Consider the following 21,809-nt stretch of genomic DNA (forward strand, 5'->3'; position numbering starts at 1 on the left):
GCCATGGTCTTGTCCTCGTCAATTCGTGTTGCCCGTGGTGCCGGGCCGGCCACGCCCGCTGCCCGCGCGCCACACCCAGCCATCGGGCCGATTGTAGCCCGTCACCAGGTAGCGCAGGGCCTGAACATCCCGCAGCAGGTGATGAAAACGATCCGCCACCCGGGGCTGGCCGCACAACAGCAGCCGATCGCCCGTCTGGATATCGGTCTCGGGCCCGGGGGTCAGCAAGGCTTCTCCCTCACGTACCCGCATGAGGGGCACGCAATTGAAAGAGTCCCGCCATGCATGGGTGGCATCCAGCAGCGCCCCCAGGGTGACGGACTGCTCCTGGAGCAGCCGGACCAGGGCCGGCGCTGACTTGTCGTTCACGTTCACCAGCCAGACCTCGGGCACCACCTCATCGGTGACGCCGGTGATCCGGCTCAGCAGTTCGTTGGCCCAGTCGTCGTCCTTTTCCCGAGACAACTCCAGAAAGCGGGCCAGCAAGGGGGCGCTCAGGTGCGCCAGAATGGCCTCGGCGATCATCTCGCTGGGGCGCATGATCAGGTCCGGTTTGGCGGCTCTGAAGATGTCCCGGTTATCGTGGTGGTTCTGCCGGGCCACGATGAACAAATCGGGGTTCAGGGCCCGGGCGGTCATCAGGCAGGAAAGATTGTTGGTGTCCTCATCGGTGCCGGCCAGCAGACCCACCGCGTTGGCAACGCCCGCCTGCTGCAGCGTGTCGGCCTCCGTGCCACGACCATGCAGGCTGGGGCCATCGGGATCCGCCCGCTCGGCGAGTTCCTCGATCACCACGGTACCCATGCCCAGGGATTTCATGCCCTGTTTCACTGCCCCTCCCAGACGACCGAACCCCACCAGGATCCAGGTGCCCCGGGGCGGTTCCACGGGCCGCTGCAGGGGCGTATCCGGCACGCTGGTGAGCCATTCCCTCAACAGGTACAGCCCCGGCGACTGCAATGCCAGGGTGAGGCGCTCGCCGAAGGCATCAAAGGGATTGACGATATGATCCGTGCCGAATGAGGCCATGTTGTCCCGGGTGGCGCGGGTGTGGGCGCGGCAAACCACCGGCAGGGTGGGATTGAGCAGCTTGACGGTGATGGCGATCTTCAGATTGGCATCGTCGTTATCCGTGACCGCCAGCACGCCCTGGCACAGGGGATGACGCAGACCGGCAGTACGCAGATGCCTGGACACGCTGGCATCCCCCACCATGGCCGGCACATGACTGCTCAGATCCGTGAGTTCCAGGTCATTGATGCGATCGAGATTCAAGTCGATCACCACTGCCCGCTGCCCCCGGTGCACAAGGGCCTTCACCAGCATGGACCCGGTATCCCCGTAACCGCAGACAATATAGAAAGGCTCCTGCATGCGCCTGACATGGCGCTCGAAGCCCTGATATCGGACGGCCTGCCTGAATGCGGGTTCCTGCACCAGGGCGAGGATCTTGCCGATGGCATACAGCCAGGCAATGATCGTGAGGTAAATGGAGAACATCACCCACAGTCGCTGGGCCTCACTGAAATCACGGGGGACCTCTCCAAAACCGGTGGTGGTGGCTGTGTAGCTGAGAAAATACAGCACATGCAGGATGTCCATGCGCCAGGTCTCGCCGTGCTCATCCACCCCCGGGATCAGCAACAACCCGAGCCCGGCCAGGGTGTAGGCGCCGATGAGAACCAGCAGCGGGGTTCTCATGCGCCGCAGAAAGAGGAAAAGGACCTTGTTCATGGGCGTGTGGGCGTGAGCCTGGAACCGTTGGCCATCAACGCCGCAGGTTCACGGTATCAATGATCACCAGCACCACCGAAACAATGTTGGCCAGCAACGCGCCAGCGGCCAGGGAGACGATACTGGCCATGAACATGGCGTCCATGCCCCCTGCATGCACGTGCACGGCATAGGCCCATACCAGGGCCGCCGCCAGTAACTGCAGGTCCGCCACCAGCGAACTGGCCAGCAGCAGGGCCCCGGTCTGTGTGCGGTCCCCGAACTTGAGAACGGTGGCGATCAGGTTGACGATGATCACGGCGAGCAGTTCGTAGGTATTGTGATGATCGGGATTGTCGAACTCCCCCAGCACGAACCCGAAATTCAGGGTCAGTGCCAGCAGGATGAAGAAACCAAAAAAGACCTTTTCCAGGCTCACCGGGGCGTCCCTTGGGATGGTTTGAGCCCCTATGTTCGGTGTTAATCTTGAAGGGATCAAGCGGCAGATGCGACATGCCAGGGGCATGATCACCACTTGCCGGATATTTGAAGATTGGAGCGGTACCGATGGATTCCAACACCCCGCAGAATGAAGATGACACCCACGAGAGCCCGGCCTGGCACGCCCAGGATCCCGACAAGGTGGTCCGGCATTGGGAGTCCCATGCCGATGGCTTGACCGCACAGGCGGCGGAACAGCGTCTGGAGCAATATGGCCCCAACGAACTGCGCCCGCCGGAAAAAGCCGGCCCGTTGATTCGGTTCTTCCGCCACTTCCACAACATCCTGATCTATATCCTGATGGTGGCTGCCCTGGGCACCGCCCTGCTGGGCCACTGGGTGGACACCGGGGTGATTCTGGCAGTGGTGCTGATCAATACACTGATTGGCTTCGTGCAGGAGGGAAAGGCCGAAAAGGCTCTGGACGCCATCCGCAAGATGCTCTCACCCCGGGCCCTGGTGCTGCGGGATGGTCATCGCCGCGAGGTGGAGGCCAGCAGCCTGGTGCCCGGGGATGTGGTCTATTTGCAGGCGGGCGACAAGGTGCCGGCGGACCTGCGATTGCTGAATGCCAAGAACCTGCGCATCGACGAGGCCGTGCTCACCGGAGAGTCGGTACCGGTGGAGAAGGCGGTGCCACCCGTTGAGAAGGATGCCCCCCTGGGCGATCGCCTCTGCATGGCCTACTCCGGCACCCTGGTCACCTTTGGTCGCGGGCGGGGCCTGGTGGTGGCCACCGGGCAGACCACGGAGGTGGGCCGCATCTCCACCATGCTGGGCGAGGTGGACAGCCTGCAAACGCCGCTGGTACGGCAGATGGAGCAGTTCGGGCGTTGGCTGGCGGGTGTCATCATCGTGGTCGCAGCAGCCACCTTTGCCTTTGGTTACTGGGTTCGCAGCTACCCCCTGGACGAGATGTTCCTCGCCGCCGCCAGCCTGGCGGTCTCCACCATCCCCGAGGGTCTGCCGGCCATCCTGACCATCGCCCTGGCCATCGGTGTGCAGAAGATGGCCCGACGCAATGCCATCATCCGGCGCCTGCCGGCGGTGGAGACCCTGGGCTCGGTGTCCACCATCTGTTCCGACAAGACCGGCACCCTCACCCGCAACGAGATGACCGTCTCCTCACTGCGCAGCCGTGAACGCCATGTGGAGGTGGATGGCGTGGGCTACGCGCCCCAGGGCGGGTTTTCCGAGGACGACCAGGACATCAATCCCGATGACGACCCGGTGCTGGCCCAGGCCCTGAGGGTGGGCCTGCTCTGCAACGATGCCCAGGTATTCGAAAAGGAAGGTCACTGGGTGATGGAGGGGGACCCCACGGAGGGCTCCCTGGTGGTTCTGGCCCGCAAGGCCGGCATGGACCCGCAGACCGAACAGGGACAGATGCCCCGGGTGGATGTAATCCCCTTCGAGTCGGATCACAAGTACATGGCCACCCTGCATCGAGATCACGACGGGCAGGGCGTGATCTACCTCAAGGGTGCGCCGGAGCGCGTGCTGGAGTTGTGTGAGCATGAGCAGACCCGCGATGGGGCACGCCCACTGGAGCGGGCCTGGTGGGAGCAGGCCATGGAAGAAGTGGCCGCCCGGGGTGAGCGCCTGCTCGCCGTGGCGGCGAGAGATGCCCGACCGCACCAGAACGACCTCAATTACAGCCAGGTGGAGGCTGGCGGATTTTCCCTGCTGGCCATCCTGGGCATCATCGACCCGCCCCGGGAGGAAGCCATCCGGGCGGTGGGTCAATCCCTGGAGGCGGGCATCCGGGTGAAGATGATCACTGGCGATCATCTCATCACGGCCCAGGCCGTGGGCGGGTTGCTGGGGATCGGCGGCAAGGACAAGGACAAGGCCACCGCCATCGCCGGCCACGAACTGGATCAATTGACGCCGGAACAACTCAGGGAGACGGCCCACAAGACAGACGTGTTCGCCCGCACCACCCCCGAGCACAAGCTGCGACTGGTGCAGGCCCTGCAGCACGGCGGCAGCATCGTGGCCATGACGGGGGATGGCGTCAACGACGCCCCTGCCCTGAAGCGCGCCGATGTGGGCGTGGCCATGGGCCACAAGGGCACCGAGGCGGCCAAGGAGGCCTCGGAGATGGTGCTGGCCGATGACAACTTCGCCTCCATCGCCCATGCGGTGGAGGAAGGTCGCACGGTGTACGACAACATCCGCAAGGCCATCCTGCACATGCTGCCCACCAATGCCGGGCAGTCCATGACCATCATGATGGCCATCCTCATGGGCCTGGCCTTGCCCCTCACCCCGGTGCAGGTGCTGTGGGTGAACATGGTCACCTCGGTGACGCTGGCCATGGCCCTCGCCTTCGAGCCCAGTGAGCCGGGGGTGATGAAGCGACCACCGCGCAACCCCAATGCCCCGTTGCTATCGGGCTTTCTGCTCTGGCGCATCCCTTTCGTGGCGGTGCTCCTGTGGCTGGGCACCTTTGGGCATTTCGTGTGGATGCAGGAGGTGGTGGGCAGTTCCGAGGAACTGGCGCGCACCGTGGCCATCAACACCCTGGTGGCCGGTCAGGCCTTCTACCTGCTGAATCTGCGCCTGATCTATCAGCCGGTGCTGCGCGGTTGGGCGATCTTCCAGTCCCGCGCCATGTGGCTGGCCATCGGCATCCTGGTGCTGTTGCAACTGGCTTTCACCTATGCCCCGGTGATGAACACCCTGTTCGGCACCACGGCCATCGGCTGGGAAGACTGGGCCCGCATCCTGCTGTTTGGTCTGGTGGTGTTCGTGATCGTGGAACTGGAGAAGACGGTGTTGCGGCGGCTGCCCTGGGTGAACACTGACTAACTCTCATGCACCAAGGTGGTAATGCACCCCAGACGAAGAAAGATACGTCACGAGCCCCTCTCCCCACGGGGGAGAGGGGTTGGGGTGAGGGGCGATGGCCGTTACAGTGCCTATCGCATCCCTAGCCCTTCCCACCCGTGGGGGAGGAGGGAGTGTCTGTAGCTGAACCCTTAGCTGAGCATGAACACCTTCAGGCTGCGGGGGCCGTGGGCGCCGAGCTGGATGGTCTGCTCAACGTCGGCGGTGCGCGAGGGGCCGGTGATGAGATTGACGGTTCGTGGCCAGGGCTTATCCCGCTCCCGGAGTCGCATCCAGGCATCCTCCAGGCGGTCCACCACGTTCGCTGACGCCAGCACCACGAAGTGGTATTCAGGCAGGAAGTTGATGGTGGTGGGGTCATCTGCACCTGAAGCAAGGACCAGGGTACCCGTCTCGGCCACGCCACAGACCGCCTGACTCAGGCCGACGGTTTCATCGCCCAGGGCGGGGCCGAAGCGGGGGGCCAGTCCGGCGCCAGCCCAGTCCAGGTGAGCCAGCGCCGGGGCCACGACGACCGGCCCATCAAGGCCCTGTTGCTGCATGACGCGGGCAAGTTGTCGGGGAATGTCATCTGGCTGATCCAGCCATTCAACGGTGCCGGCGGCCTGCTCCAGCGCACTTTCAAAGTCTCTCTCCCCTCCCGGGAGAGAGGTTGGGGTGCGGGGAAACTCAGGCACTGTGCTCCCCGTGCCCCTCATCCCCGACCATTCTCCCCCGAGAGGAGAAGGGAGATCATGGGTGGAGCCCTCAGCCTCAGATCCAGAGCCCCTCTCCCCCCCGGGGAGAGGGGTTGGGGTGAGGGGTGTGGAGGGCACGGTATCTCCTCCGCCCAACATCTCCAGAAAACTGCGCCCCTCCGGTACCGGCAGATATCTCCCGCCCTTGAACCACCCGGACGCCATGGGCAAACGCTGGAGCACACCCTGCCCCCTCCCCAGCCAGCCCAGGGTCCGCGCCGACCATCGCGCCACCGGGCGGTACAACCCCGGCCGCCTGGCCACCTGACCCCATAGCCACACTGCCCAGCGGGGCCGTCGACCGATCACCCGCTGCTCGAATTGATACTCCCTCAGCCCCCGAAGCAGTTCCGGCAACGGAATCTTCACCGGGCACACCTCGGCACAATGACCATTCAGCGTGCAGGCCTGGGGGAGATCCTGGGCACTGCCCAGGCCGCGGGTCAGGGGGGTGAGCACCGAACCCATGGGCCCGGGGTACACCCATCCATAGGCATGACCGCCGATGGCGCCATACACGGGACAGTGATTCAGACAGGCCCCGCAACGAATGCAGCGCAGCATGGCCCGGTAACGCGGATCTGCCAGCATCCCGGAGCGGCCGTTGTCCACCAGCACCACGTGATGGGCCAGCGGGCCATCCGTGTCATCGGCGCGGCGTGGGCCGGTGGACAGGGTGGTGTAGCTCGTCATCACCTGTCCCGTGGCACTGCGGCCCAGCAGGCGCAGCAGGTTTGTCATGTCCTCCAGCGTGGGCACTACCCTTTCGATACCCGTCACGGAAACATGCACCCGGGGCAACGTGGCGGTCAGATCCCCGTTGCCCTCGTTGGTGACAATCACACTGGCGCCGTTCTCGGCCACCAGGAAGTTGGCACCGGTGATGCCCACATCGGCGGTGAGGAAGCGCTCACGCAGCACACTGCGGGCCTCGTTCACCAGGCCCGGGATACTGGTCACCCGCTCGGCAAAACCCAGTTTCCGGTGGTGTTCGTGGAAGAGTTCGGTGATCTGCTCGCGGGTCTTGTGGACCGCAGGCGCAATGATGTGGCTGGGGGTCTCATGGGCCAGCTGGATGATGTACTCACCCAGGTCGGTCTCCACCCGATCGTAGCCGGCATCATCCAGGGCCTCGTTGAGCCCCACCTCCTCGGCCACCATGGACTTGCCCTTGGTCACGCGCCGGGCACCCGCCTGCGCGCAGATATCCAGGACAATGCGCCGAGCCTCCTCGGCGTCGGCGGCCCGATGCACCTGACCACCCTGGGCCTCGAAGGCCTGAATGAACTGATCCAGGTAATCTTCCAGGTGATCCAGGGTGTGGTCCCGGATGGCCACCCCCTGGTCGCGCAGGGCCTCGAAGTCAGGACGGGCATCCACCGCCTTGCGGCGCTTGAGCACGAAGCCGTCTCGCGCGCGGCCCAGTGCCTGCTCCAGATGTCGATCGTTCAGTGCCACCCGGACCCGGGCCTTGAAATCTGTCGTGGACGTGTTCATGCCCTGCCCTCCCCGATGGCCTGCCCATCTGCCCGTCCGGCCAGCACCTCCGCCACATGAAAGACCCGGACCGGGCTGCCCTCATGGCGCAGCCGCCCGGCAATATTCAACAGGCATCCCAGGTCACCGCCCAACAGGAACCGGGCACCGCTCTCGCTCACCCGCCGACCCTTGTCGGCCACCATGCGTCCGGAGATCTCAGGATATTTCACGCTGAACAGGCCCCCGAACCCACAGCAGACCTGGGCGTCGGTCATCTCGTTCAGCTCCAGGCCCTGCACCGTGGACAGCAGGCGGCGCGGCTGATCCCGCACCCCCAGTTCGCGAAGCCCGGAGCAGGAATCGTGATAGGTGGCCACACCATCCAGACGCGCACTCACCGCTGTCACCCCCATCACATCCACCAGAAAGGACGTCAGCTCAAAGGTCCGGTCCGCCAGGTCCCGAGCCCGGACCTGCAACTCGGGGTCATCGGAAAGCAGCTCAGGATACGCACCTATCATGGCGCCGCAGGTGCCCGAGGGCAGCACCACGTAGTCAAAACCCTCAAATTCCTTCAACACCCGCAGCGCCAACGCCCGGGCGGTGGCGCGATCACCGCTGTTGTAGGCCGGCTGTCCGCAGCAGGTCTGGCCTCGCGGCACACTCACCCGACAGCCCGCCGACTCCAGTAACTGGATGGCAGAGAACCCCACATTGGGGCGATACAGGTCCATCAGGCACGTGGCATACAGGGCCACATGGGGCTGTGCGGGGGAATTCACGGTCATGGTCGCCATCACGAAATGAATGGGCAGGCTTTGCCAAGGATAGACGCTCCACACCGCGTTGGCAGCGTCTTGCTGTCAACCCACTATACTTTCAAGGGGGATCGCGTTCGTTCGGAGCGGGCGCCGGGCTGCCCCGCGGCATTCGACCGCTTTCATGGATCGGCGTGCGCGCGCCGGTTCGTTTCAGGAAGAACCTTAAGGGGAGTGACACCAATGAATGACTATCTGCTGTTTCGCAAGATGATCACCCCGCCCTTCATCCATATCATTTTCTGGATCGGTGTGGCCGCCATCGTGGTCAGCGCCTTGGGGACCATGTTCGGTCAAAACTTCTTCGCCGGGGTTTTGATGCTGGTGCTGGGCGTGGTGTTCTGGCGCATCACCTGTGAACTGATGCTGGTCCTGTTCAGCATTCACGACCGGCTCTCGGAGATCGCCAGAAAGCCTGACTCGAGTCCAGGCCCAGACACCCGGACCTGAACTCCACGCCCCCAGTGCCTCGGCAACGGCGAGGCACTGGGTATCTCCCTGCCCTCTCATGCCCGGGATGTGTGTGCCACACTATCACCTCGCACCCGAAGCTGTTTGATACTTCAGTTGATCAACGCGCCTGCCTCCCGGAGCAGATCATGGACTCGCTCCGCCAGGATGCGATAGCCCTCGGCGTTGGGATGGATGGGATCCGCCTTGAGGGAATCCCGGGAAAGAATATAGGCCAGGGCGTCACCCTCCAGGGTCACGCCCAGTTCATCGGCCAGATCCTGGTACACCTGGGCACCACTGAGCCGCCACAGGGCCGGTGTGGGCACGGCCGCCATCACCACCTGGATGTCCCGCTCGCGAGCCGTGAAGATCATGGCCTCCAGATTCTGCCGCTTGTGTTCGCTGTCGCCCCGCCTCAGCATGTCGTTGCCACCGTGGATCAGGATCAGCAGATCCGGTTGATACTGATCCAGCAACCCGGGCAAACGCGCCCGCCCCTGAGTGGTCACCTCGCCGGGCACGCCTGCGTTGATCACCTCAAGACCGGTCATCCGCGCCAGATGGGACGGGTAACTGGCTCCCGCCGGAGCCCCGGTGCCGTAGGTCAGGCTGTCACCAAAGGCCAGGATCACGGCATCCGGCGGCAATAGCAGCAGGGGCTCCGGCCGGGGGGAGCAGGCCCCCAGCACGAACAGGCACACCACCAGCATCAGTGACCACGGGGCACGACGGTATCCGGACAGCATGAAAACCCCTCTGAGGATATGGGTTGAGTGTCTCATGGCAGGCGCTTTGATCGAGGCTCGAATCCCCCGGATCAACTGGCCTGGATCTGCGCAAAATCTTCAGATTAAGTATAGTCTTAAGCTCGGAAAAGCCTCCGCCCACGCGGTGTCTGACCGAAAGATCCCTGTCATTGGAGCGAAGAGAATTGATGGATTCCTTTCACATTAGACGATTGCTCACTGCTCTGATCCTCCTGTGCCTGCTCCCCTGGCTGCTCAGCGGCTGTGAGCGGGGTTCCGGGGTCGCCCAGGTCCATCCGGACGAATCCGGGGTGTTGGTCGTGGTGACCCGAAATGGTCCCACCACCTACTACCTGGACCGTCACGAGCGCCCCAGCGGCCCTGAATATGACCTGGTGACCGATTTTGCCAAGGCCCATGGATGGGAGGTGGACTGGATGGTGGTCGACTCCACCGCCCAGGTGATCGAGGCACTGGAGGCCGGCAAGGCCCATCTGGCTGCTTCGGGGCTGACGCACCTGGAATCCCGCAACCAGCGCTTTGAACGGGGTCCGGCTCACACCGAGGTCACTCAACAGGTGGTCTGCCATCGTGATCTTGCCAGCAAGCCCCGCCAGAACGCGGATCTGGCCAACGTGGAAATCGCAGTGACAGCGGATTCCAGCTATGCCGAGCGGCTGCGGACGCTGGCGAGCGATCACGAGGGGCTCAGTTTTCAGGAAGTGAACAAGGGCACCGAGCGACTGCTGGGAGAAGTCGCGGAAAAGGCCCTGCAATGCACTGTGGCCGACTCCAACATCGTCAAGGTCAATCGCCGATTCATGCCATCACTGAGCGTGGCCATGGATCTCAGCGAGGGGCAGAATCTGGGCTGGTACCTGGCTGGAGGAGCCACGGAGCTGGCGGAACAGGCCTTTGGGTGGATGAACAGCCGGGAGGGTGATGAGGCCATTGATCGCATGGAGCGGCGCCATTACGCCTACATCACTGAGTTCGATTTCGTGGACTTGCGAGCACTGAACCGGCGCATCGAGGACCGCCTGCCTGAGTACAAGGAGCTTTTCCTGGCCGCTGAGGAGGAAACCGACATGCCAGCCGACCTGCTGGCGGCCCTGTCCTATCAGGAGTCCCACTGGAACCCCAATGCCCGAAGCCCCACCGGCGTGCGCGGCATGATGATGCTTACACAGAACACCGCACGCTCCCTGGGCGTCACCAATCGGCTGGATCCCGAGCAGAGTATCCTGGCGGGAGCGCGTTATCTGGAGGACCGCCACCGGCGGCTGCCAGAGCATATCCCGGAACCTGATCGCCTCTTCCTGGCCCTGGCCAGCTACAACGTGGGTCGCGGCCATCTCCTGGATGCCCGCCAACTGGCCCGGGACCTGGGGAAGGACCCGGACAGTTGGTCCGACATGCGGGAGGTGTTGCCACTACTCTCGGATGAGCGGTATTACCCTCAACTGAGATATGGCTACGCGCGGGGTTACGAGCCGGTGCATTTCGTGCAGCGCATTCGCAATTACCGCGACGTATTGAGTCAGGCGTTCGACTGAAACACGTCGCCCCTTAACGCTGCGGGCGCTCCCGAAGATCCCCTGCAGGAACGGCTTGATCCCGATCCAGCGTCGCCAGCGCCGGCTGGATCTCCTCGGCGTCTTCCATCAGGAACTGATCGCTGTCCATCCACGGCGGCGGGCCGCTGGGGCGCATTTCCATGATGTTGGACAGGGAAGGCATCTCCACGTGGGATATCAGCTCCGCGGCCGAGTCCCGCGCATCCGGGTTCTGCAGCGTGAGCACCAGCCCGGTGAACAGTACCAGTGCCCCCAGTTGGAACTGCTGGCGGTCGATCGAGTGTCTGGCAAGGATGCGGTCAAGCATGGATGAGGCCTCACAGGTGGCAAGTTGGTGACGTTATCGCTTCGTGCACCTTTGTGCAATGGACCCCTGCCTCAGGGGGTTTGTTCCCCGATGCGATCCAGAACCGCCTTGAGGGCGTCCGGATCTTGCAACACCGGATGATCCCGCCCCAGCGCCAGGAACGCCTCGATGCGATGCCTCAAGGTGCGGTAGGCCTGTTCAAAGGAGGCGTTGATTTGCTCCTCTGTGCCGGTGGCCTTGGCCGGATCATCCACACCCCAGTGGGTGCGCAGGGCCGATCCCAGGTACACCGGACACGTCTCCCCGGCCGCGCTGGCACAGACCGTGACCACCACGTCCGGGGGTTGAGGCAGATCTTCCCAGGATTTGCTGTGAAGCCCCAGGGTGGGAATGCCCTCCCGCTCCAGCAAGGCCAGGGAGCGGGGATGGACCGCCCCGGTGGGCTGACTGCCGGCACTCATGGCCTGCCAGCCCTCGGGGGCCAGGGCGTTGAAGGTGGCCTCGGCCAGGATGGAACGGCAGGAATTCCCGGTACACAGAAACAGCAGGTTCATGGAGCGTTACTCTCGTGACCAATGGAACGGGACAGGGGTATCAGCGAATGATGCTCAGCCAGCCAGCCAGGGCCAGCAGGGTCACCAGCAGCACCGGCGGCGTGATCATGATGCCAATCTTGAAGTACTGCCCCCAGGTGATGTGGATGCCCCTGCGCGCCAGCACATGCAGCCACAGCAGCGTGGCCAAGGAACCAATGGGCGTGATCTTGGGGCCCAGATCCGAGCCGACCACATTGGCATAGATCATGGCCTCCTTGATGACACCGGTCACCTGGGCCTCGTCGATGGACAAGGCAACCACCATCACGGCCGGCATGTTGTTCATGATTGAGGAGAGGAAAGCGGCAATGAACCCGGTCCCCACAGCGGAGGCCATGACGCCGTACTGACCGATCCAGTTCAATGCCCCGGCAATATCGGCGGTGAGTCCGGCATTGCGCAGACCGTAGACCACCAGGTACATGCCAATGGAGAAGATCACGATCTGCCAGGGGGCACTGACCACCACCCGCCGGGTGGAGATGGCCCGCCCCCGGGCGGCCACGGCCAGTAACACCGCAGCGCCCACACCCACGATGGCGGAGATGGGCACCCCCATGGGCTCGATCACAAGAAAGGAGAACAGCAGCAGGGCCAGCACACCCCAACCGGCCTTGAAGACGGCCGGGTCCTTGATGGCCTGTTGGGGCGTACGCAGCCCGGCCAGTTGATAGGTGCGCGGGATCTGCTTGCGGAAGAACAGATAGAGCACGGCCAGGGACGCGGCCACCGAGACCAGGTTGACCACCACCATCACCGAGGCGTATTCACGGAAACTGATCCCGAAGAAGTCGGCAGAAACGATGTTCACCAGATTGGAGATCACCAGGGGCAGACTGGCCGTGTCGGCGATGAAACCGGCGGCGATCACGAAGGCAAAGGCCGCCCCGGCGGAGAACCCCAGCGCCAGCAGCATCTCCAGCACGATGGGTGTGAGCATCAGGGCGGCGCCGTCATTGGCGAACATGGCGGCCACGGCGGCCCCCAGGAGGATGATGAAGGCATACAGCCTGGGGCCGCTGCCCGCGCCCCAACGGGCCACGTGCAGGGCCGCCCATTCAAAGAACCCGGCCTCGTCCAGCAACAGGGAGATGATGATGATGAAGACGAAGGTCAGGGTGGCATTCCAGACGATGTCCACCACGATGGGCACGTCGGAGAACTGCACCACACCGGTGGCCAGGGCCAGCGCGGCGCCGGCCATGGCACTCCAGCCGATGCCCAGGCCCTTGGGTTGCCATATGACGAGGGTGATGGTGGCGATGAAGATCGTCAGGGCGGTGAGGAGCATGAAAGTGTCCTAAGGTTCGGTTGGTTCATCCGGGTCTGTGTCCTGGGACACATGGTCGGCCCTCCCCCCCCGGAAAGGATTGCAACACCCCGGGTCTTCCGCGAGGCAGGCCAACAGGTCGAATCGGGAGATGATTCCCACGAGGCGTTCTCCCTCCACCACCGGCAGGGCCTGTACTCCATGTTCCAGAAACATGCGGGCCGCCAGGGTCATGTCGTCATCGGGGCCCAGTGTGACCAGTTTGCGGGTCATCACCTCACCGGCGGTGCGACCGCTGGCGCGATTCGGGCCCTCGTCCCGGGCGCCACCGATGGGCGACCGATAGTAGGACTCCTTCCACCAGGATTCCCGTTGTTCGATGCGCTCATCGGCCAGCCGATGGGTGAGATCGCCTGTGGTGACGATGCCCTCCAGATGCCCTTCCCCACTCACCACTGGCACGCCGTTGATGCGATGCTCAACCATCAGGCGAGCCACCTCGGGGATGGGTGTATCCGCGTGGATCTGCCGGGGATCCGCGGTCATTAAATCGCGTATGCGCATCAGCAATGCCTCTTCATTCTCAATCGCAGGTCTCGTCCAGAGCTCCACCCCCCACTCGCGAGCAGCACAAGGGTGGATCGAATCCGGTCACTTCGGTCATGATGAGCGCCTCCAGGAGAATGACATTGCTCATGAAGCATACGCTCTGCGATATATCTCATCAACCGCATATGTTCACGCAAACCATGAGAGACTCCACATGTTCACACCGGCGGTTCGCCCCCTCTGGCTCGCGATAGCCTTGCTCTGTGCCCTGGCGGCCAGCCTGAGCATTGTTCTGACCGAGTTCTTCAATCTTCACCCGTGTCATCTGTGCATCTTCCAGAGACTGATTTTCATGGTCCTGACGGCACTGGCCCTGGGCGGCGTTCTATTCGGGGCCGCCTTGCCCGGCATGATCCTGGGCGTGCTGGTGGTCGCGACAGCGGGCACGGGGCTGGGGGCGGCTGGCTATCAGAGCTGGCTGGAACGCCAGCCCGCGGATCTGGGGTTTTCCTGCGTGGGCGTTGAACCGGGACCCATCGAACGCCTTGTGGAGTGGCTGGGGGACCAGGCACCCACGTTGTTCATGGCCACGGGCATGTGTGACGAGATGGGACCTCAGGTCCTGGGCATCACCCTGGCCAATGCGGCGGTTGTGGGCCATTTGCTGGTCATTGGACTGGCCATCTGGGCCCTGTGGCGGTCGCGACAACAGTTCTGACCGCTTCCGGGGAGGCTGGAGCAGTCAGGGCCCAGCCTCTTCGGGCCTGCCTGGAAGCACAACCAGAGCGCAGGCGGCCGGCAACCCGCGCCCGATGCTGCACCAAGCAGCGATGCAAAGTGCTTACCCTCTGGACTGATAGTCCGACTTCCAGCCATCGTACTGACGCACCAGGTCATCCATCACCGCCTGTTCAAAGGGGCGCAGACCGGAGATGACCAGCTTCTTGCGACCACTCCCCACCACCTTCTCATCCGCCAGCAGATCGAAATCCAGGGCGACGTCGCCGCGCTTGCCGTTCACCACCAGCTCGGCGTTGGCAAAGCGCAGGCTCGGGGCCGGTGCCGGCCACTGATCAAAGGCAAAGGACATGCTGTCGTAGAACACCAGCGGGCGCTGCGGGTTGACCATCACGCCATGCTGTTTCATCAGCGGCACCAGGATGTGAGGAAAATTCTGGCCGGAAAACGCAGCATAGTCCCGGGTGAGGGATTCGATCAGTTGGGGGTCCGTGGAGGGCTCACCCTCCCGCTCCACTTCCAGATAGGTCTTGCCCGCTTCATCCTGGATGGCAAGGCTGGACTCCTCGGAGGGCGAGAACCGCAGCGCCACGTCGGGGCCTACCATGTTGGTAAAGCGAAAGCTCATGCGCTGACTCACGCCATATTCGTTGAGCACCAGGCAGAACAGCAGGTCACCCGGCACACAGAAGCGCTTGGCATCCGGATTGTGAATCGGATTGAAGTCCCCGGCCACCTCCTTGGCAAAGCGGCTGGCCTGATCCGGCGTGACTCGGACAGCCCCGTTGTCACGGGCGTGAAATTCGTCAAGGTAGGAAGGCAAGGGGTCAATCTCCCGGGATGTGGGTTGTGATGCTGCAAAGCCGGTGGATTCTACTAAGCCCGTTGAGTCCAAAGCCAGTTCCCTGCATGACCGGGCATGGTCAGTGTCATGTGGATACTGAATCACCGGCGGCCGCGGTGGCGCAGGAACAGGTGTCGGGCCACTGCGCCGATGCCCAGGAACAGGGCCAGCACCAATAGCGGGGCCACCGACTCCAGGCCCAGAGGTTCGGCGCCAGTACCGACATCCACCAAGGCATCCACGGCCGCGGCATACACCATCCACTTGACCCCAAGGCCGATCACCGCCGCCACCAGAAAGGTCTTCAAGGGCAAATGCAGCATACCGGCGGCGTAGTTGACCACCGAATGGGGAAATCCGGGCGTCACCCGCAGGGTCAGTTGCGTGAGCAGATCCCCGCGCTCCCGCAACAAATTCAGCACCCGCCCATGGTCGACCTCTTCGGGGTGGGCGCCCCGCAGGCGCCGGGCGACCATGTAGGCCCCCAGGGCACCGAGCACGCTGCCGCAGGTGAGGATCAAGGCAGCCACCGGCGGTGCATAGACCGGGGCCACCACCCAGAGCATGAGGGTACCTGGCAGGGCCGCAGCCAGCAGCAGTGCCTGGAGCAGGATGATGCCCACGGCCACCAGGGGGTTGGCACTCATGGCGTGGCCCCAGTCCAGCAGGGCATCCAGGGAGATGGGCTGCCAGGCGGCCAGCACCAGCCCGGTCACGACCAGGATGATCAGGATCCACAGGCGCGGACGGGCGAGGGGGTGACGACGCGGCTTTCGATCAGTCACGGATGATGGGTTCATCCACCAAAACTACCCACTCCCCCCCTCCGCGACAAGCGGGCCACGTCAAGCAATGACCTATTGCCACGCCTCCAGGCGCTGGGCTGCAAACCGACCCTGCGGGGTCTGGGTGCCCACCTGCTGAACGAAACGCTGATACTCCCGGGCAGCCGCCTGGCGGTTTTGCATACCCTCGTGGGCCACCCCCTTGAGGAAGATCGTGTTCGGATTGCCGGGCAGCATGCGCTCGTATTGCTGGAAATGATCCAGGGCGGCCTCTGGCCGATTCAGTGCCAGCTGATTGATGCCACTGAGATGGACTGCCTGTCCCTCCTCGGGGTAGGCCGCCCGCGCCTGTTCCAGATAGCGCCGGGCCTCCTGATGTTGCCCCTGGGCCGACTTGGCCTTGGACATGAGCACCAGGCCGGGATAGTCGTCCGGCACCTGGCGCAGGGCCTTGGCAAAGTGCTCCTCGGCCTGCCGGGGCTGTTCCCGGGCCAGACGCTCCTCTCCTGCCTGCATCTCCTTGATCGCCGGCTTGATGCGGCGCAGGTCACGGGTATTGTCCATGTACCGCTCGCGCCGCACGTTGCGATCCATGGCATCGCCATGACGGGACCGGGCCTCACGCTGGGCGGTATCAAAGCGCTCCTGGCTCATGGGATGGGTGGAGAACATGGTTTCCAGGGCATTGGGCTGACGGTCGGACATGGAGCGCAGCATGTCCATGAGATCCACCATTCCCTGGGGATTCTGGCCCGCCTCGGCCATGTACTGCAGCCCCAGATCGTCTGCCTCACGCTCGTTCTGGCGGCTGTAGTGGGCCAGCAGCGCCGTGGCGCCGACCGCGCTCACGGCGTAGATGAGATTGCTGTATCCGGAGAGCTGCTCGGACTGGGCCGCAGCAATGCCAAGCCCTCCCAGCGCCAGGGAGGCCAGCAAGCCGGTGGTCTGGCGTCGCGCCGTGTGCCGGGCATTGACGTGGCCGGTCTCATGACCCAGCAGGGCAGCCAGCTGTGCCTCGTCCTCCATTTCCACCATGATGCCGCGAGTGCAGGCCATGGTGCCCCCGGGAAAGGTGTAGGCATTGATATAGTTGGCATTGACCACATTGTGGCTGTAGGGCATGTGGGGACGATGGGAGACCTCGGCCACGGAAGTGCCCACCTCGCTCACGTAGCGGTTCACCCGATCGTCGCGCAACAACCCGAAGTCGTTGGAGAACTGGTGCGGCGAGTGCTGCCTGTCAATATTGATCTCTTCCTGCTCGGACATGAGCATGAGACGCTGTTGGCCGGTGACCGGATCGGTTGCGCAGCCCTGCAACTGGGGTACCACCACCGCACCGGCGGAGGCGGCGGACATGAGCCACAGGAAGTCACGCCGGGTCATGCGGCGCTGGAGGATACGGTTACCTGGGTGGGCGTCCATGATGCAATCTCTCCGGGTGCTTGCGGGTAGGGATGTAAAATCTGAGTCTACTCCTGGATGCGGAGGTTCCCAAGTCTTGAAACCCACCACCCCATGGCGACGCTTCATGGACGCCGTACTCAAACCCGAACCGGATCCGGGCCTGGCGGCCGACATCCGTACCCAGGCCCGTGCCCGGGCCCCGGTACTGTGGCTGCTGGGCAAGGTGCAATCGGGCAAGAGCTCCATTGTGCGCAGTGTCACTGGCGACCCCGGGGTGGAGATCGGCAACGCCTTTGAGCCGTGCACCCGGGCCTCGCGCATCCATGAGTTCCCGGCGGATGTCCCGGTGGTGCGGTTTCTGGATACGCGCGGCCTGGAGGAAGCGGGTTACGACCCCAGCGATGATCTGGCCGTGGTGGAACGGGGCGCCCATGCGGTGATTGCTGTGGCACGGGCCATGGACCCACAGCAGGAGACCCTCCTGCGGGTGCTCAGGCAGGTGCGCCGCCGCCATCCGGACTGGGCCATCGTGCTGGTGCAGACCCGCCTGCATGACGGCTACCCGGATGACCGGGATCATCCAGGGCCTGAAGCCCTGGCCCGTGACCCCGACCTTGAGGATCTGCGGCGCTCCATGGAAACCCAGGCGCGGGCCTTCCGTGAACTGCCGGGCCACGGGCCATTCCACCAGGTGGCCGTGGACCTCACCCGCCCGGAGGACGACTTCAGTGACCCGGACTACGGCCTTGATGCCCTGCTGGACGCCCTGGAGGCGGCCTGCAGTGCCGGGCGCGCCGGCCTGATCCGGGAACTGGCACGCAACGCTCGCGACAGCCGCCAGGCCCGCATCCGCCCGCACATACTGGGCTATGCCACCGCTGCCGGGGTCACCGACATGGTGCCCGTGGTAGGCATGGTCACCGTACCCACCCTGCAGGGCAAGATGTTGCACAGCATCGGGGAATTCTATGCCCTCACCTGGGATCGGCCCACGCTCAAGGCCTTCATGGCCTCCCTGGGCTCGGGCACCCTGCTGGGCCTGGGGGCCGGGTTCGCCGCCCGGCAACTGGGCAAGCTGATCCCGGTGTATGGTCAGGCTGCGGGGGCGGCGGTGGCGGGAGCGGCCAGCGCCGCCGTCACCTACGCGCTGGGGCGCGCCGCCTGCTATTACCTGGAACAGGTGCGCATGGGTGTGAATACACCCGAGGGTGTGTCCGAGGCCTTCAATGGCGCCCTCAAGGAGGCTCACACCCTGTTCCGGCGACAAAACGGGCTTAACCCATCCCCGCCCTCGGGAGGACCCCACTCATGACCCGGCCCGGCACGCTCTGGACCCGCTGGGGCGCCCTGGCCGCAGCCTTTGCCGCCGCCACCCTGCCCTTTCTGATCCTGATCCCCCTGGGGGCCTTCTGGCTGTGGCAGCAGGGCTGGCTCCTGATCTGGCTGGGCATCGCCACCGGGCTGGGACTGGTCGGATACACCTTGTCCCTGTGGCTGCAACGGCGGGCCGAGCGCGTGGATGCCATCAGCGATGACAAGGATCAGGGCGCGGTCTCGGCACCGGATGCGGACTGGTCCCCCCGGGACATGGCCGCCTGGCAAAGCGTGCAACAGATCGCGGCCGACTCAGACCCCCATATCGTCGGCGATTACCGCCTGCTGTTGCTGGCCGGCCGGCAAACCATCGAGCAGGTGGCCCGCCACTATCACCCGGAGGAACGCCACCCCATGTGGCGTTTCACCGTACCCGAGGCGCTGTTGCTCACCGAGCGGGTGAGCGTGCGCCTGCGCCGGGTGATGCTGGACAAGGTGCCTGGCTCCCACATGATCCGCGCCAGTCAGTTGATGCGATTGTGGGACTTTCAGCCGGCTGCCAGCACCAGCATGCGCTGGTTTCGCGGTGCCACGCGGGTGTACCGGGCGGCCCGACTGGTCAATCCCCTGGGCGCCGTGATGGCCGAGGCCCGGGAACGCATGGTGTCCATGATGATGGGTGAGGCCGGGGATTATCTGCGACGGCGCGGTGCCCGCATCTGGGTGGAGGAAGTGGGCCGCGCCGCCATTGAACTGTATTCCGGGCGGCTGCGCATCGATACCGAACAACTGGACGAAGCCGCGGCCATGCAGGCCATGGGGCCGGGCGTGGCTCTGGCGGACAAGGGGGGGCCCATCCGCATCATGGTGGCCGGTCAGGCCAACGCAGGTAAATCCAGCCTGGTCAATTGTCTGCTTGACCGGGTGGCTGCCGGTGTGGATGTACTCCCCAGCACTCATGAGGCCAACGGCTATCTGCTGGAGCGTGATGGTCTGCCCGAGGCGGTGCTCGTGGACACCCCGGGACTCAAGGACAGGGAGGGCATTGATGCCCTGGTGGACACACTCTGCGAGAGCGACTGCATCCTCTGGGTGGTGGATGCCCACCGGGCCGATCGGGCCCTGGATGGACGGGCACTGGAGCACCTGCGACAGCGCTTTGCCGCCGACCCGCGCCGCATCCTGCCCCCGATCCTGGTCATCCTGAGCCACGTGGATCGCCTGTCGCCGCCGCGGGAGTGGGAGCCTCCCTATGAGCTGCAGGCTCCCACGCGCCCCAAGGCGCAGGCAATACGCCGCGCCATGGAGGTGATTTCCACTGATCTGGGCGTGTCCGTGGAATCCACCATTCCGGCTCGGCTGGATACCCGGGAGAAGGCCTACAACGTCGACGCCATATGGGACCGGGTCAATGGCCAGCTGGATCGGGCGCAGCGGGGCCGTGCCATGCGCATCCTGCTCAAGGCCTCGCCGGGGGAATGGAAAAGGGTGCTGAAGCAGACGGCTCGCGCCGGGGCCGAGGTCACACGGCGCTGGATGCGCTCGCGCTGATGTCCCGTCATAACCTCATTGGGGCTGCCCGAACAGATGCCAGAGCAGGAAGCCGCCGTAGACGCCCAGCAGGACGATGCTGAGCAGGGTGATCGGCCGGATACCCGTCTCCTCAGGCACCGGCTGCCCCTGCGCCTTGAGTTGCCGCACTCGCCACCAGCGCTTGAAGCGCCACCAGGCGAAGGCCAGCAGGATCAGCAGGGTGAGAAATTTGACCATGGATACAAGGCTCCGCCGGCTGCGTATGCCGGAACTGTGAATTCCATCCCGCTCAACGGGAGACAAACATTAGAATTTGATGATATGGTGTTCATCGTCATTCGCAAACAGGAGTATTGCTGACCATGAAGCATCTCAAGACCGGCATCATTTCCCTGGCCCTGCTGTTGGCCATGATTCCTCTGGCTGCCGCGGCTGACAGCAACCGCGTGGTGGTCACCGTCACCACCGACCAGCCTCAGACCCAGGCAATGGCCATGATCCTGTCCGGGCAGCTTGTAGAGCGCGGTGCCGAACTGCATGTACTGCTGTGCGACAAGGGCGGCGAACTGGCCACCCGTTCCTACGAAGGCCCCACCATGAAGGGCGCCGACGCCACTCCCCAGCAGATCATGCAGAACGTCATGCGTGGCGCTGCCAGCGTGCAGGTCTGCGCCCTGTTCCTTCCCAACAGTGACTACACCAAGGATGACCTGATCGACGGTGTTGGCGTGGCCACCCCGCCGCAAATGGGCGAACTGATGTTTGATGACGCCCGCTTCATGACATTCTAAGGCGACAGGTCGGACCCGCCTCAAAGGCCACCCCGGTCGTAACCGGGGTGGCCTTTTTTGTGGCAATCCCTGGCGCTTGAAAATGCCAATGCAGGCGATGGGGTCAGCCGCGCTGATACGTCCCCACCAGCCGATTCATGCCGATCACGGCCGGCTCGATCTTCTCCAGCAACTGCCACAGGGTGAGTCCCTCCGGCAGATCCATTTCCCGATCCAGCGCCAGCACCCAGAAGTAATACTGATGCACGCCGTGCCCCTCGGGCGGCATGGGGCCCCCATAGCCGGTACGGCCGAAATCGGTGGCGCCGCTGGTGTATTCCTCCACCCCCTCGGGCAATCGGGCCACTGATCCTGGGATGTTGTAGAGCACCCAGTGGACGAAGCCGTAGGTACCACCCGGAGAAATCAGTGGTGCATCGGGGTCGTGGCAGATGACGGCAAAGGCCTTGGTGCCCTGAGGAGCACCACTCCAGGCCAGCGCCGGCGAGACATCCTCGCCCTCCCCGGTATGCCGGCTGGGGATGGCGCCGCCCTGGGAAAAGGCGGGGCTGGTCAGTTGCATGTCGGACAGTGCAAAACCCATGGATTCCCTCCTGTTGCGTGAGCCCGGCGCGAGAATGCCCCAGGCATGGCTCTTCCCCACCCGAGTCTAACAAAACTCAAAACGGGGACAGACCCCTTTTCGCCTCTTCCCTGGGTTCAGCATCCGGGCAAGGCCTCGGCGGGGTGGCATGCCTGTCCGCGGGACGCCGTGAATACCTCCCTGTAGGCTTGACCGCCGCATCCATGCGGCGAACA

Annotated in this window: 21 protein-coding genes; 7 read left to right on the forward strand and 14 right to left on the reverse strand. The window is 64.2% G+C overall.

The window, feature by feature from the left end:
* Window positions 1-18 precede the first annotated feature (18 nt).
* Together LPW30_RS06695 and LPW30_RS06700 are read right to left on the reverse strand one after the other, a co-directional pair.
* Complete coding sequence (locus tag LPW30_RS06695; RefSeq protein WP_239680385.1) at window positions 19-1,734, reverse strand: potassium channel family protein; 1,716 nt, start codon at window positions 1,732-1,734, stop codon at window positions 19-21.
* A gap of 34 nt (window positions 1,735-1,768) precedes the next feature.
* A complete protein-coding gene (locus tag LPW30_RS06700; protein WP_025282364.1) occupies window positions 1,769-2,152 on the reverse strand; it encodes a DUF6394 family protein in 384 nt (127 codons plus the stop codon).
* Window positions 2,153-2,280: 128 nt separating this feature from the next.
* On the opposite strand from LPW30_RS06700, the gene LPW30_RS06705 reads away from it, so the two are divergent.
* Window positions 2,281-5,028: a cation-transporting P-type ATPase gene (locus LPW30_RS06705; RefSeq protein WP_239680386.1), complete on the forward strand. Its 2,748-nt coding sequence runs from the start codon at window positions 2,281-2,283 to the stop codon at window positions 5,026-5,028.
* 170 nt (window positions 5,029-5,198) lie between these two features.
* On the opposite strand, the gene LPW30_RS06715 is transcribed toward LPW30_RS06705, so the two are convergent.
* Window positions 5,199-7,301 carry an LUD domain-containing protein gene (locus tag LPW30_RS06715; RefSeq protein ID WP_338018728.1) on the reverse strand — a complete coding sequence of 701 codons (2,103 nt, stop codon included), beginning with the start codon at window positions 7,299-7,301 and terminating at the stop codon, window positions 5,199-5,201.
* Entirely contained in the window at window positions 7,298-8,071 is a 774-nt protein-coding gene (locus tag LPW30_RS06720) for a (Fe-S)-binding protein (protein ID WP_025281560.1), read from the reverse strand. Before LPW30_RS06720 ends, LPW30_RS06715 begins: the two co-directional genes overlap by 4 nt.
* Window positions 8,072-8,284: 213 nt before the next feature.
* Between LPW30_RS06720 and LPW30_RS06725 the strand changes: the two genes are divergently transcribed.
* Window positions 8,285-8,551: a DUF4282 domain-containing protein gene (locus LPW30_RS06725; protein WP_025281559.1), complete on the forward strand. Its 267-nt coding sequence runs from the start codon at window positions 8,285-8,287 to the stop codon at window positions 8,549-8,551.
* Window positions 8,552-8,664: 113 nt separating this feature from the next.
* On the opposite strand, the gene LPW30_RS06730 is transcribed toward LPW30_RS06725, so the two are convergent.
* Window positions 8,665-9,300, reverse strand: a complete 636-nt coding sequence (locus LPW30_RS06730; RefSeq protein WP_025281558.1) for an arylesterase — start codon at window positions 9,298-9,300, stop codon at window positions 8,665-8,667.
* Between the two features lie 149 nt (window positions 9,301-9,449).
* Between LPW30_RS06730 and mltF the strand changes: the two genes are divergently transcribed.
* Window positions 9,450-10,856, forward strand: coding sequence for a membrane-bound lytic murein transglycosylase MltF (gene mltF, locus LPW30_RS06735; protein ID WP_420796954.1), 1,407 nt, complete (start codon window positions 9,450-9,452; stop codon window positions 10,854-10,856).
* A gap of 13 nt (window positions 10,857-10,869) precedes the next feature.
* Here mltF and LPW30_RS06740 read toward each other — a convergent pair whose 3' ends face one another.
* The 4 genes from LPW30_RS06740 to LPW30_RS06755 all read right to left on the reverse strand — a co-directional run bounded on the left by LPW30_RS06740 (window position 10,870) and on the right by LPW30_RS06755 (window position 13,614).
* A complete protein-coding gene (locus tag LPW30_RS06740; RefSeq protein ID WP_025281556.1) occupies window positions 10,870-11,184 on the reverse strand; it encodes a hypothetical protein in 315 nt (104 codons plus the stop codon).
* A 71-nt stretch (window positions 11,185-11,255) separates the two neighbouring features.
* Window positions 11,256-11,738 (reverse strand): arsenate reductase ArsC, encoded by a 483-nt coding sequence (locus tag LPW30_RS06745; protein WP_025281555.1) that lies wholly within the window; start codon window positions 11,736-11,738, stop codon window positions 11,256-11,258.
* A 40-nt stretch (window positions 11,739-11,778) separates the two neighbouring features.
* Window positions 11,779-13,071, reverse strand: a complete 1,293-nt coding sequence (locus LPW30_RS06750) for an arsenic transporter (protein ID WP_238624241.1) — start codon at window positions 13,069-13,071, stop codon at window positions 11,779-11,781.
* 9 nt (window positions 13,072-13,080) lie between these two features.
* On the reverse strand, window positions 13,081-13,614 hold the full coding sequence (locus LPW30_RS06755) for a CBS domain-containing protein (protein ID WP_051582693.1): 534 nt from the start codon (window positions 13,612-13,614) through the stop codon (window positions 13,081-13,083).
* 199 nt (window positions 13,615-13,813) lie between these two features.
* Here LPW30_RS06755 and LPW30_RS06760 point away from each other — a divergent pair, with 199 nt between their 5' ends.
* Entirely contained in the window at window positions 13,814-14,317 is a 504-nt protein-coding gene (locus LPW30_RS06760) for a disulfide bond formation protein B (protein WP_239680388.1), read from the forward strand.
* Window positions 14,318-14,440: 123 nt separating this feature from the next.
* On the opposite strand, the gene LPW30_RS06765 is transcribed toward LPW30_RS06760, so the two are convergent.
* The 3 genes from LPW30_RS06765 to LPW30_RS06775 form a co-directional block, all read right to left on the reverse strand.
* Window positions 14,441-15,160: a DUF3581 domain-containing protein gene (locus LPW30_RS06765; protein ID WP_274520676.1), complete on the reverse strand. Its 720-nt coding sequence runs from the start codon at window positions 15,158-15,160 to the stop codon at window positions 14,441-14,443.
* Window positions 15,161-15,282: 122 nt separating this feature from the next.
* Complete coding sequence (locus LPW30_RS06770; protein ID WP_025281550.1) at window positions 15,283-15,966, reverse strand: TVP38/TMEM64 family protein; 684 nt, start codon at window positions 15,964-15,966, stop codon at window positions 15,283-15,285.
* Window positions 15,967-16,038: 72 nt separating this feature from the next.
* The gene (locus LPW30_RS06775) at window positions 16,039-17,391 is read right to left on the reverse strand and encodes a M48 family metalloprotease (RefSeq protein ID WP_239680389.1); all 1,353 of its coding nucleotides are present in this window, start codon (window positions 17,389-17,391) and stop codon (window positions 16,039-16,041) included.
* 106 nt (window positions 17,392-17,497) lie between these two features.
* Between LPW30_RS06775 and LPW30_RS06780 the strand changes: the two genes are divergently transcribed.
* The gene (locus LPW30_RS06780; protein WP_239680437.1) at window positions 17,498-18,685 is read left to right on the forward strand and encodes a YcjF family protein; all 1,188 of its coding nucleotides are present in this window, start codon (window positions 17,498-17,500) and stop codon (window positions 18,683-18,685) included.
* Window positions 18,682-20,238: a GTPase family protein gene (locus LPW30_RS06785; RefSeq protein WP_239680390.1), complete on the forward strand. Its 1,557-nt coding sequence runs from the start codon at window positions 18,682-18,684 to the stop codon at window positions 20,236-20,238. The genes LPW30_RS06780 and LPW30_RS06785 overlap by 4 nt, the downstream gene beginning before the upstream one ends.
* Window positions 20,239-20,253: 15 nt before the next feature.
* Here LPW30_RS06785 and LPW30_RS06790 read toward each other — a convergent pair whose 3' ends face one another.
* Window positions 20,254-20,457 carry a hypothetical protein gene (locus LPW30_RS06790; RefSeq protein ID WP_025281546.1) on the reverse strand — a complete coding sequence of 68 codons (204 nt, stop codon included), beginning with the start codon at window positions 20,455-20,457 and terminating at the stop codon, window positions 20,254-20,256.
* Between the two features lie 125 nt (window positions 20,458-20,582).
* Here LPW30_RS06790 and LPW30_RS06795 point away from each other — a divergent pair, with 125 nt between their 5' ends.
* Window positions 20,583-21,011 (forward strand): DsrE family protein, encoded by a 429-nt coding sequence (locus LPW30_RS06795; RefSeq protein ID WP_025281545.1) that lies wholly within the window; start codon window positions 20,583-20,585, stop codon window positions 21,009-21,011.
* A gap of 103 nt (window positions 21,012-21,114) precedes the next feature.
* Here the strand turns inward: LPW30_RS06795 and LPW30_RS06800 are convergent, their stop codons facing one another.
* On the reverse strand, window positions 21,115-21,594 hold the full coding sequence (locus LPW30_RS06800) for a YbhB/YbcL family Raf kinase inhibitor-like protein (protein WP_025281544.1): 480 nt from the start codon (window positions 21,592-21,594) through the stop codon (window positions 21,115-21,117).
* Between the last annotated feature and the right edge of the window lie 215 nt (window positions 21,595-21,809).

The organism is Ectothiorhodospira variabilis (genome assembly GCF_022227625.1).
Classification (GTDB): domain Bacteria; phylum Pseudomonadota; class Gammaproteobacteria; order Ectothiorhodospirales; family Ectothiorhodospiraceae; genus Ectothiorhodospira; species Ectothiorhodospira haloalkaliphila.